The 12,578-nt window shown below is 37.4% G+C and carries 11 protein-coding genes; 3 read left to right on the top strand and 8 right to left on the bottom strand.

What is annotated here, in order from left to right; genetic code table 11:
- Positions 1–131: 131 nt before the first annotated feature.
- Positions 132–776: a porin family protein gene (locus QM481_RS13625; RefSeq protein WP_166552571.1), complete on the bottom strand. Its 645-nt coding sequence runs from the start codon at positions 774–776 to the stop codon at positions 132–134.
- A 442-nt stretch (positions 777–1,218) separates the two neighbouring features.
- Between QM481_RS13625 and radA the strand changes: the two genes are divergently transcribed.
- Complete coding sequence (radA, locus tag QM481_RS13620; RefSeq protein ID WP_095160822.1) at positions 1,219–2,595, top strand: DNA repair protein RadA; 1,377 nt, start codon at positions 1,219–1,221, stop codon at positions 2,593–2,595.
- A 43-nt stretch (positions 2,596–2,638) separates the two neighbouring features.
- Here radA and truA read toward each other — a convergent pair whose 3' ends face one another.
- Positions 2,639–3,376: a tRNA pseudouridine(38-40) synthase TruA gene (truA, locus tag QM481_RS13615; RefSeq protein ID WP_283382143.1), complete on the bottom strand. Its 738-nt coding sequence runs from the start codon at positions 3,374–3,376 to the stop codon at positions 2,639–2,641.
- A gap of 409 nt (positions 3,377–3,785) precedes the next feature.
- Positions 3,786–4,376 (bottom strand): nucleotidyltransferase family protein, encoded by a 591-nt coding sequence (locus tag QM481_RS13610; protein ID WP_283382142.1) that lies wholly within the window; start codon positions 4,374–4,376, stop codon positions 3,786–3,788.
- A gap of 171 nt (positions 4,377–4,547) precedes the next feature.
- Here QM481_RS13610 and QM481_RS13605 point away from each other — a divergent pair, with 171 nt between their 5' ends.
- Positions 4,548–5,309, top strand: coding sequence for a hypothetical protein (locus QM481_RS13605; protein ID WP_283382141.1), 762 nt, complete (start codon positions 4,548–4,550; stop codon positions 5,307–5,309).
- A 2-nt stretch (positions 5,310–5,311) separates the two neighbouring features.
- Here QM481_RS13605 and QM481_RS13600 read toward each other — a convergent pair whose 3' ends face one another.
- Complete coding sequence (locus QM481_RS13600) at positions 5,312–7,480, bottom strand: molybdopterin cofactor-binding domain-containing protein (protein ID WP_283382140.1); 2,169 nt, start codon at positions 7,478–7,480, stop codon at positions 5,312–5,314.
- A 191-nt stretch (positions 7,481–7,671) separates the two neighbouring features.
- Here QM481_RS13600 and QM481_RS13595 point away from each other — a divergent pair, with 191 nt between their 5' ends.
- Entirely contained in the window at positions 7,672–8,025 is a 354-nt protein-coding gene (locus tag QM481_RS13595; protein WP_283382139.1) for a hypothetical protein, read from the top strand.
- Positions 8,026–8,162: 137 nt separating this feature from the next.
- Here the strand turns inward: QM481_RS13595 and QM481_RS13590 are convergent, their stop codons facing one another.
- The 4 genes from QM481_RS13590 to QM481_RS13575 all read right to left on the bottom strand — a co-directional run bounded on the left by QM481_RS13590 (position 8,163) and on the right by QM481_RS13575 (position 12,447).
- Positions 8,163–8,525, bottom strand: a complete 363-nt coding sequence (locus QM481_RS13590; protein WP_283382138.1) for a hypothetical protein — start codon at positions 8,523–8,525, stop codon at positions 8,163–8,165.
- A gap of 249 nt (positions 8,526–8,774) precedes the next feature.
- Entirely contained in the window at positions 8,775–9,944 is a 1,170-nt protein-coding gene (locus tag QM481_RS13585) for an acetyltransferase domain-containing protein (protein WP_283382137.1), read from the bottom strand.
- Between the two features lie 212 nt (positions 9,945–10,156).
- On the bottom strand, positions 10,157–11,875 hold the full coding sequence (locus QM481_RS13580) for a GMC oxidoreductase (RefSeq protein WP_283382136.1): 1,719 nt from the start codon (positions 11,873–11,875) through the stop codon (positions 10,157–10,159).
- 56 nt (positions 11,876–11,931) lie between these two features.
- A complete protein-coding gene (locus QM481_RS13575) occupies positions 11,932–12,447 on the bottom strand; it encodes a gluconate 2-dehydrogenase subunit 3 family protein (RefSeq protein WP_283382135.1) in 516 nt (171 codons plus the stop codon).
- Positions 12,448–12,578: the final 131 nt, after the last annotated feature.

Genomic DNA, 12,578 nt, shown 5'->3' with positions numbered 1-12,578 from the left:
TTTATTTCAAAAGGATACATCTTTAGAAGCAAAGCATTGCATCTCCACAAGTAAAATTTTATACTTAAAATAATCCCTCATCCACCCAATTGGTACGACTCATATTCTTCTAAATAGAAAGTTTTCGGAACCTATAAAATCTTTAATCCCAATGTTAATTGCCACAAATTACCTTTTTGTGTAAACTTCATGTCATTGGCAAATTGAGCTGATGTTACATCCGAAAGGCTACCCTCATATCTCACGTCTAACGAAAGTGCTCCAAGGTCTAACCCACCCCCAACTTGATAACCATACGAAGCTTTCTTGAAAGCATCTTCTGTTCCATTTTGAGTATAAGCTTTTATCGTTTCGTTCAAGGTAGCTCCTTTGCTCACATTAAACGATGCCAAAGGACCGCCATTAATACGGAAAGGTCCCATTTTAAAACCTAACAATACAGGAATATCGATATTTGTGTACTCAATATCTACAGTCTGTTTGTCCGCTGTACTTCCACCCTTCAAGATATTCAAGCTACCTCCTTTAGCTGAAAGCAAAAATTCAGGCTGGATGAAAACTTTGTTACCAATACGCATATATACACCGCCTACATAACCAGTTTTTGTGTCTAAGCTTTGTTGAAAATTTGCGCCAAGAGAATTCATGGTCAACTCATTTCCCAATTTCAATTGTGCTAGGTTTACACCGCCTTTAATACCGAGTGTAAAGAACTGAGCTTTTGAAACCATTGTTAAAAGCATAAACAGGGCAAGGAATCCAAATGTCTTTTTCATAAGTAAGTTTTATTTAAAGTTAATGTTGCGCGACTAGTGATAATCTTTGTAGTTGTTCAACTCAAACTGGGGAAATAACGATACCTGATGTGTTAGTGATACAAGTATAAATCATTTTTTTCGTATAATTTCGTAAACGGTATCTTTGCATATATTTTTGAAATACCTCAAAACCTTAATTCATACGATAAGTTTTAAACACAAAAATTCATCCAATTTCGTAGAAAATGATATTTATTTCCTGTGACAATTGTCTTGAATATTATTATGACAGCTAAAATTTGCTTGGCACCCATTTTGAAATCAATATTTATCTAATGGAGTAACTGTATTCATGATTTCGTTAGAAACACATTTGAACTTTTAGCTTACAGCATATTGCTTAGAGCCCAGAGCGGGCAAGATTGGTTTAATTTTGCTCACTAACTTATACAATAATTTTATGGCTAAGACTAAAACCTCTTTTTTTTGTCAGAATTGTGGACATCAAGCTCCTAAATGGTTGGGGCGCTGTCCATCATGTGGAGAATGGAATACTTTTGTGGAGGAAGTCATCCAAAAAGAAGAACCGACCAAAGGTTCTTGGAAATCAAGTAGTTCGTTGAAAGTAGCCGCTAAACCGAGAGCGATTCAGGAAATTAATTTCGAAGAACAACCTCGTATCAAAACCAAAGACCAAGAGTTAAACCGAGTTTTGGGCGGAGGCATAGTGTTAGGCTCGTTGATATTGATCGGTGGTGAGCCAGGCATTGGTAAATCTACGTTGATGCTCCAAATTGCCCTGACACTCAGCAATTATCGTGTATTGTATGTTTCGGGAGAAGAATCTGAACAGCAAATCAAAATGCGTGCCGAGCGTTTGGCTCACAAAAGTGATAACTGCTATATTTTAACCGAAACCTCAACCCAAAATATCTTCAAACAAATCGAGCAATTTGAGCCAGATATTTTGATTATTGACTCTATCCAAACGCTCCAATCGTCTTTTATTGAAGCAGGTGCTGGTAGTATTTCACAGGTAAAAGAATGCGCTGCTGAGTTGATGAAATACGCCAAAGAATCAGGTACGCCAGTATTTATGATTGGGCATATTACCAAAGATGGGGGCTTGGCAGGCCCTAAAGTATTAGAGCACATGGTCGATACGGTGCTACAATTCGAGGGTGACCGTCATTTGGCATATCGTATTTTACGTACCACCAAAAACCGTTTTGGTAGCACATCAGAGTTGGGAATTTATGAAATGTTGGAATCAGGTTTGAGAGAAGTTACGAATCCTTCAGAAATACTAATTTCACAACGAGACGAGGATTTTTCTGGTATCACTATTGGTGCCATGTTAGAAGGAAATCGCCCTTTACTCATTGAAATACAGTCGCTTGTTTCAATTGCCACCTACGGAACACCCCAAAGAAGCTCAACAGGATTTGATGCCAAACGATTGAATATGATTTTGGCAGTACTTGAAAAACGAGGAGGTTTTAGGCTGGGTAATCAGGATGTTTTCTTGAATATTGCTGGTGGACTCAAAGTGGAAGACCCTGCGATAGACTTGGCTGTTTGTACCTCTATTGTATCCTCTTACGAGGATATTAGTATTCCCAATACCGTTTGTTTTGCCGCAGAAGTTGGTTTGGGAGGCGAAGTCCGAGCTGTGAATAGAATCGAACAGCGTATTGCCGAAGCACAGAAATTAGGGTTTAAGGAAATCTGGATTTCGAAGTTCAATGCTAAAGGCCTAAATGTAGATGCGTATGATATTAAGATTCGAATGGCTTCTAAATTAGAAGATGTATTTATACAAATTTTAAGAAAATAAAGATTGAGGGATAGGTGAAAATTACTTTTCACCTATCCTTTTTTTACAACTCATAGTTCACTTCCATCAAAAACAAGCCTTGTGCTGGTACCGAGCGACCAGCATTTTGACGATTTTTATCGGTAATAATTTTTTCAAAACCTTCTACACTCAATTTTCCTAAACCTACCTCCAACAAAGTGCCCACAATAGCACGTACCATTCCTCTCAAAAAACGATTGGCTTTAATATGGAAAACCAGTAAATCTTCTGATTCTTGAATCCACTCAGCCTCCATCATGGTACAATTGAAAGTTTTTACATCGGTATGTAATTTACTGAAACATTCAAAATCTTCGTATTTAAACAAAATTTGTGCTGCTTCATTCATTTTAGGCACGTCCAAAGGCATTTCGAATTGGTAGGCCATGTTTTGATAAAAAGGCGATTTTCTTCTCAATATCCGATATTCATACTTACGATAAGTAGCTTCGAAGCGACAATGAAAATCGTCTGGCACCAAATAAATCTGTTTTATAGAAATATTTTGAGATAAAATTTTATTTAATCTATATATCAGTTGCGAAATATCAGAAATTGGATTTTCTCGGTCAAACTGCGCCACTTGCGTATAGGCATGTACACCCGCGTCAGTACGTGAACTTCCCATCAAACTGGTAGGTTCTTTCAGTAAAATGGTTAGTGCTTTTTCTATTTCTTCCTGAACTGTCAATGCATTGGGTTGTATTTGCCAACCTGCATAATTAGTCCCTAAATACGCACATTCAATAAAATATCTCATATCAATAATTTAGGATTATATCTATATTATTTTTACATCACTTATATTTTTAAAACCCAGAATCAGCCATTTACATACCAAATAATAATTTTCGCAACATTCATAGTTTTCATACCTTAGGCATTATATATATTTGTATTGAAAACTATATCTAATAGGTTAGTGATCAAATAATAGCAAGAAGCAATATGGCAAAGCTGTAAGGTAACTACCTTGCAGCTTTCTTTTTTGGTAAAAATCTATCTTACGAAAGCTTGATTAAACAAAAAGCCGAAGAACTCTGTCCTTCAGCTTTTTGATGTCAATATTTTTACAGATAAATTGTACAAAAACCATTTTCCTTATCTCACCTCACCTCTGTATTTCATCTAAAGTCTATCAAAGTTAGTAAGAAAAATGAAGTACTAGCTCAATTTTTTTTTCGCATAAGTTCTACCACATCTTCTGGGGTATCAATATCCCAAGTTCCCAATGCAAAAGGTACTGTGAGAGTTGTGTCGCTGTAGTAGGGCAAAAAACTACGTGCCCCTTGATCTCCAGATAATATTAAAAGTTCATGACGTACTTGTGGAGAAAACAACATCGGAACACCCAATTTTCCCCCATAATCGCAAGCCACAATTTCGGGCTTTTTTTCCTGATACAAATGAATCATCTGCCAAAGCAAATGAGTTTTTACAGCTGGTTGATCAGATAACAGTATCATAATGGGTGCTTGCTTATTGGTCAAAGAGCTTACTCCTGCTTTTATCGACGTTCCCATTCCTTGCTCCCAATCAGGATTATAAACGATTTTGGGAAATAACTGTGCCTGATTCAACGTCCATTCGATACGTTTGGCGTGTGACCCTAACACCACGGTTACATGTGGGCTAACCATCAAAGCATTTGAGGCGATATGTTCAATTAAGGTTTTGCCTTGATAAACCACCAATTGTTTGGGCTGACCAAGCCGACTTGAGTTTCCAGCAGCCAGAATAATAATTTCAAGCGATTCCATAAACAACAATAAAATAGGGTTATTTTTTACTTAAAAAAAGCTCTAATTTCTTTTTAGTTTTCAAGACTTATTGATTTTCTATTCTATTGTGAATAAATCTCATTTACATTTACAAAAATTTAGTATAACTTCGTTATTTATAAAATAAAAATTTATTTTAAAGTCTAATACATGAAATTAAAGTACTACATCTTTATTTTACAGGTCCTATTTTTAAGTTTTACAAAAAGCTCTTCCTGCTTTTCTCAAAATAAATTCTCAGAATGTGTAGGTACTTGGTATAGATACGATAAATGGGAAAATGCTTCACTACAAATTTCAGCTATTTCAGACAGCCTCTCTCACTTTTCCATTCATGCAACAAGTGGAGCTCAAAACGATTACATTGATGGTTTGATGTTACAAAGTGGCTCAAAGGCATTTTATGCCAATGCCTCTATTAATCAAATTTGTAAACTACATTTTGAGCTTCACGGAGACTCTATTATTTCGATTCAAAATGACCCCAAAAGTAACTGTGGAAAAACAGATGTAAGCTTTTGTGGTAAATATTTCCGTAAGGGAAGTAATAATTTTTTGATACAATATTCACTTTTAGATCTTGGTTATTTTCTGAATAACGAACAGGACTCTTTATTCAGAAATGATGTTAAGGAATTTTATGATTTGTTTGTTGATGCCTCACAAATATTGACTCAAAACTTTGACGACGTATATATTACCAAAGGAAAAGTCAGAGGGTTAGAAAAAGAAAAAGCTTGCATTGTTGTACAAAATGCCTACAATTCTCAATATTGGGCTGCTGTAGTTGACAACAAACGTATTCTTTATTTCACCAATAACCCTGATAACAAACGTGAACTACCTAGATATATAAAAGATTGGGGGAATAATTTTAAAAACTACAAAGTAGTCTTCATGAATACCAACTAAATTTATACTTTATCCAAATCAAAAGGCATTTTGCGAATACGTTTGCCTGTTGCAGCAAATATCGCATTGGCTAATGCTGGTGCAAATGGTGGTAGTCCTGGCTCTCCTACTCCTTTGATTTTAGGTCCACCCTCTGCCAAGATATGTACTTCAACAATTGGCATTTCTTCAATTCTCACCATTCTATTATCATGGAAGTTAGACTGCTGTACCTGCCCTTTTTCGAAAGTAATCGCATCTTTGGTTGCTGCGCCTATGGCCATAGTTACTGCACCTTCTACTTGAGCTTTTACAGTATCTGGGTTGACAACTGTTCCCAAATCAATCACAGCATATACTTTTTCAATCTTTACGCCTCCACTTGGCTTTTTCGAAACCTCCACTACTTGTGCTGCCAAGCCTGCAAAAAACTCCCATTGTGCTACACCTCTTGCCCAACCTTTTGGCAATGGCTTACCCCATTGAGATACCTCTTTGAGTTTAAGCATTACGCGTTTGGTATCTGTTTCTTTTTGTAACATTTCTAAACGAAAATCAAATGGGTCTTTGCTGGCCTTATGTGCCATTTCATCAATAAAACACTCATGAGCAAACGACAAAGTCGTACTCGTTACTGCACGCCAAGCTGCCATTGGTATATGCGTTTCGGCATGAACGTAATAGTTTTTGATATGAGGGATTTCGTATTGTTGCTCACTAATACCCTCTGTCATGGTATTGTCAGACTTCGTTTTATCGTAGTTCTTATTTTGCGTAGCATTAATGGAAGGCGATATTACCTTATGCTGCAAGGCTAAAGCTTTGCCATCTGATGTAAGCGCACCTTTAAAGGCAGAAAAAGTCATAGGTCTGAAAGGTCCCTGTGTGGTATCATCTTCACGTGTCCAAATTACTTTGACAGGTTTACCAACGGCTTTGGCAATAGACACAGCCTCGGTAGCAAAATCTTGGTACAAACGGCGCCCAAAACCTCCTCCATTAAAGAAAATATTAACTTTAATATTATCAGCAGGAATCGCAAAGGCATCTGCGACTCTATTTCGTAACAAATCTGGCCCTTGAGACGAAGCCCAAACTTCAACTTTGTCCCCCGTCCAGCTAGCAATACAGTTCATTGGCTCCATCGGTGAATGCGACACCATCGGCGTTTCATAAAATGCTTCTAGTTTTACTGGAGCTTCAGCATAGTTTTTATCAAAATCGCCTTGATTATGATCTATAACCCCTTCGTTTTTAGACAAATCACGTAACTGTTGTTCAAATTGTTTGCTACTAAACTGGTCATTTCCTTGATAATCCCATGTTACTTTTAGCGCTTTGCGGCCTTTCAACGCAGCCCAATAATTGGATGCAATTACCGCAACAACTTCATATCTATTTTTACCTAAAACTCTCTCCGCACGCACAACTTGTAGTACTCCTTTTACTTTTAGGGTTTGGGCATCATCTAGTTGCTGGATTTTTCCACCAAAAACTGGGCAACGTTCCACCGAAGCATAAACCATATTAGGCACTTCTACGTCCATGCCAAAAGTGGCTTGTCCTTTCACTTTCAAAGGAATATCCTGACGCTGTGTTTGTTTCCCGATTAATTTAAAATCCTTACTATCTTTTAATTTGGGTTCTTTGGGAACTTCCAACTTAGAAGCAGTTTCAACCAACGCTGAATATGCCAGTTTTTTACCACTAGGTTTATGGAAAACATTGGCTCGTTCGGCATAACACTCATTTCCTGGAACTCCCCAAGTCTGCGCAGCTGCCTGTACGAGCATTTCACGAGCTGCCGCTCCTGTTTTTCGCAAGGTAGCATAGCTTGTACGCACCGAAGAACTACCTCCTGCCGTTTGCCCACCAAATTTCTTATCACCAGAGGTTTGTTTTATCTCGTATTGATCTAATCCCAACTCCAACTCCTCTGCAATTATCATCGGAATAGCCTGCCATGTACCTTGACCAATTTCGGGCTTGGAATTCATGATAGTGATTTTTCCAGTTTTTTCGATGATAACAAAAGGCGTAAGCTCAAAAGAATCTTCGAGCAAACTAAGGTTTTCAATTGCTTGTTCTGATGGCTCAGCAGCACGAGCCGATAAACCAAGAATAAAAGCAGCTCCCGAAAGCCCAGAAGCCTTGAGGAAGTTACGACGATTGAGTTCTGTTGATGTACGCATTACAAATTCAGGATTGAAGTAAAAAAGGACAATCTTTTATTCGAATATACCCATAAATTAACCTAAATGTTCGAAATTTAGCTTAACAACTTTAAGTTTTAGCTGTAAAAGCAGGATTGCGATAACACATTGAATTGTTTGCTTATAGTTAAAGCAAAAAGAACTATTAGTACTCCAAAATAGACGTTATTATGAAAAGAATTCTACTCCTTCCTTTATTAGTTTTGGCTTGTCAAACAGAAACAACACAACAGACTCCATGTTCTCGGAATCTAGAGAAATATCTCAATTCTTCCGTTAAGTCTTTTTTAAAGGAAAATCCCTCCTATCAACGCATCACAATCATGGACTCTAAGCCTGGACTTGCCCATTCTCTTTTGGTTGTTTATTCTAGGGATTGTACAGTTGAACTCATACCTTCTAAGTTTGAACACATGATGCCATTCGACACCAATATGGGATGGAATATGGAGAAGTTTCAAAAAGAAAAGATTGGCAGTATCGAGGTTTATTCTTCAGATAAACTTATTCACAGAATTGAATAAAATGGAACGTTACCCTCATCAAAGTACCTATAGCACATAAATTTCATATATATATTGAGGATATTTTAGGTCGATTACCACTAAGAGTAAAAGTATCCATTATACTAAAAGTCAACCACTTAATACAAAATATCCTTTTAATTATTAGGCATTTTATTATCAATCCATTTCTTGATGGTCGCTACTTCACATTCGGACAAGATACCTCCTTTGGGCATTCTTGGTGGATTGCCATTAAAAGGAACAATTGCATCGTATAGCTCACCACTCTTGGCATCTTCCGAAACTTGTTGATATGTTTCCAATACCAAACCGCCAGAGTGGTTGACAGCATTGTGGCACGACCAGCAGTTTTTTTGCAAAATCGGAATAATATCTGTTTTAAAACTAATCTCTTTTGACTGATTGGCTACACAAATATTAGGTTCTACTTGATGTTGATTTGTACAACTATAAAGACACAATGTAAGTAATAAATTGAAGGAAATGGTTAGTCTCATGTGCTGGTAAATTTATGTCAGCACGAATGTATTGAGATTCAAAAGAACAAGCTCACCATCAAGCAAAACTTAACCTAGCCTTAATATGCACAGCGTAGTAGAGTCAATATTAGTAGTGTACGAAGGATTGTAAAATATTGATTTCGGATATCTGAAGATGGATTTCAGAATTGTAACCTTTTATATTTTTCTTTATTTCCGAAATATCTGCAATAGTTAGAAATCCTTCGTACAGTCTTAGCACTCATTTTACAAGTATCTCAGCCATTGCTTTTCTGGATGTGACGCCTTGTATTTACCATACCACAGGCACAAAGGATACAAACTTAATACCACCCCTATCCATACCAAATACATACCTCCTAATGACACACCCGAGCCAGTGGCTGGACGCCCAAACTTAAAGATACCAAACTCTAAACTCTCCCAAGTAAAGCCTTGCATAAAGACCATAAGCAGGGTTAAGGAGTGTATGAGATACCAATGAAGGAGATAATAAAAAAGAGGTACTTTTCCATAAACACTGAAAAATCGCATTACTGCATTATTCATTCCGTCTGTCAATCGTAAAACTCCTAAAGCAAAACTGAGCGTCATCAGCGTAAAAAGCAATGATGGAGCATATTTGGTTGTATTCACAAATGACAATACCGTAAAAAATGGATTTGCCTGTACCGTCCAAGGTCTAGGATCTCCATAAATATTAATAGCTCTAATCACAACAAAAGCTATGAATGTAAAAGAGAATAAAGTCATCAGATTTTTTTTACGAGCCAAAGGATCTAACTCATAGAGTCGTCCTACGACAAAACCTGCAAGCATAATACCAAACCAAGGAAGTACTGAATACATTACCATTACCATGTGATCGGCACCAATTGGAAATAGATTTGGACTGATGAAAAGTGCCCATAGAAATTTCAAAACTGGATTTTCAAAAGTAGGAACTAAGCCTAATGCATTATGCCCAAAAATCAAAACTAAGGATATAATAGCTAATACTTTTGGAGAGAGCTTGAAGACAAAAGCTAATAAAATCATGCCCATGCCTATACTACCTATCACTTGGAAAAGGAAGCTTCTAAATTGTAAATCGAACCAAATACCAAATCCTATAATGGTAAATTCAAGCAAAATCAACCATAAGCCACGGGTAATCAAAAATCGTTTGGTAGACTCCCAATCATGATGTTTGCGAGAAGATAAATAGGCAGATACACCCGAAAGAAACACAAATGTTGGTGCGCAAAAATGAGTAATCCATCTCGTAAAAAACAAAAATGGTGTAGTAGTTGCCAAATCTGTGGGGTCTTGAGTTATTTCAGAAGTCAACATCAAGTCTCTGATATGGTCAATCGCCATGATTACCATGACCAAGCCACGTAAAAAATCTATAGAATGTTGTCTATTATTTTTCATAGTTGAATGTTTTAGAGATTAAATAAAAGGGCTGAAGGGTTCAATCAAATGGTTGAGTCGCAAGTTAATCTTTCACCAAATAAAAATGAGGGAAGAAAGACTTGCTTTTCCCTCATTTCATTTCTTAGTACAATTTAATCGTCCTATGGCAAAAATCTATTTTTTCTCATAAAAAAAACTAAAGCTCTTTCATCAAGACTTATCCCTTTGTTCTATAAATTTTTCTTTTTCAATTCAGCCACAGCGTAATTCGCAGCTCTTGCCGTAAGCGCCATAAAAGTCAACGAAGGATTTTGTGTAGAAACAGAAGTCATGCAAGCACCATCGGTCACAAATACATTTTTACAATGATGTAGCTGATTCCATTTGTTCAACATCGACGTTTTGGGGTCTTTCCCCATGCGAACGCCTCCCATTTCGTGAATATCTAAGCCAGGTGCTTTGTCTGGTTTATCATGAGTCTTGATATTCATAAAACCAGCAATAGTCAACATTTCGGTCATTTGCTCATGAAAATCACGAATCATTTTTTCATCATTATCATCATATCCTACCGAAATACGCAATTGAGGTATTCCCCAAGCATCTTTCAGCGTTTGATCCAAAGCCACATAATTACTTTCTTTCGGAATTGTTTCGCCCATCATGTGCGAGCCTACCTGCCAGTTTCCGTAGTTTCTTTGATTCAAACTAGCTTTCAAATCATCTCCAAAACCACTAGTATCATAAGCAATGTTTCGACTTGAACCAAAACCAGCAGCATATCCTCTTAAGAAATCCGTTTCCTGCTTTTGTACATTTCTAAAACGTGGAATATAACTACCATTCGGTCTGATACCGTCTGACATAGTATCTTTAAAATCTTCGTACTCTGCGGTAATGGTCGTCCTAAAATTATGAAACGCAATGTATTTACCCAACAAGCCATTATCATTCCCTAATCCATTGGGGAAACGATGTGAAACAGAATTCAACAAAACTAAATTAGTATTCAAACAAGCCGCATTCACAAATATGATTTTGGCATAATATTCGGTCATTTGCTTGGTATGCGCATCTATTACCCTAACTCCTGTGGCTTTATTTTTTTGCTCATCGAAAATGATTGAGTGCACCACCGAATCTGGTCGTAAGGTCATATTACCCGTATTGAGTGCCCAAGGAATCGTTGAAGAGTTACTACTAAAATATCCACCATAAGGGCATCCTCTTTGACATAAAGAACGGTTTTGACACTGACCTCTGCCTTGCTTCAAGTGGATAGGCTGAGGCTTAGTCAAATGCGCACAACGACCAATAATTACGGGACGAGTGTTGTTATAATGTTTCGCCATTTGTTGAGAGAAATGCTTTTCGACACAAGACTGCTCATGGGGAGGCAAAAACTCACCGTCTGGTAATTGAGATAAACCATCTTTATTGCCACTAATTCCTGCAAACTTCTCAACGTGGCTATACCAAGGTGCCAAATCGTTATAACTTATTGGCCATTCTACAGCAAAACCATCCCTTGCTGGACCCTCAAAATCATATTGTGACCAACGTTGCGTACCACGTGCCCACATCAATGACTTCCCTCCTACCTGATAACCCCGTATCCAGTCAAACGGTTTTTCTTGGACATAAGGGTGTTCGTTATCTTTCACAAAAAAATGGGCTGCATCTTCGTTAAAAGCATAGCATCTGCTTACAATAGGATTGGCATCTTTGACAGCTTTGGGTATCTGATTAAGATGTTCAAATTCCCAAGGATTCATCATAGTCGTTGGATAATCTGTCACGTGTTTGACATCGCGACCACGCTCAAGCACTAAGGTTTTGAGCCCCTTTTCACTTAATTCTTTGGCAGCCCAGCCACCACTAATTCCTGAGCCAACAACTATGGCATCAAAAGTTCTTTCTTTAATTGAATCTATATTAAAATATGACATGTGATTTTTCGGATAATAAAAATGAGGAGATAAAAGAAAATGTTTTTCGGAAACGCCTATTTCACAGGAACACAACCATGATAATACCCTGGAGCCATATTGAAATGTAGGATATTGGTCATGACATATTCCGAGTTCATATATCCTCTAATAGTCAGATTTTTAACAAGCGTGATAAAGCCCTTAGCGACTGGGTTATCCGAAACAGACATTTCCTTCAATACCTTTTCTCGTTCAGTTTTTGAAGCTTGCGAAAAAGGTTTTTGATTCATTTTTTCCGAAAAGTCATTACATAAATTTAATCCTTGAGCATACGTCTGTTGGGCTTCTGGACCATAGCAGTCACGAATCATTCGGTCGACTAATACATGAACTTTCAGCGACTTTGCGCCAGGCGTTGATGATTCAGGAATGATGGTTTCTACCACTTCGCCCAATACATCGAGCGAACCAGCATGAAGTTGAGTTGTTTGAGAGAGACTTTCGGGTGTCCAAGCTTGAGCCCATGATGGCCAAGCAATAGCAGTCCCTACAGCCATTGAGAGGTTTTTGATAGCAGTACGCCTTTTCATAGTTGATAAATTGGGTTTAAAATCGCTAAAGAGTCTTCCATCGATGATTGGTATGACGCTAATCAAATTAACAGAGTTTACGATTAATTTCTATCCCTATCTACCAGTCAAAAAAACGTATCAAGTAACAT

Source organism: Flectobacillus rivi (assembly GCF_030056655.1).
Taxonomy (GTDB): Bacteria; Bacteroidota; Bacteroidia; order Cytophagales; family Spirosomataceae; genus Flectobacillus; species Flectobacillus rivi.
The sequence above is the reverse complement of the archived record's forward strand: the minus strand, read 5'-3'. Positions and strand labels throughout refer to the sequence as shown.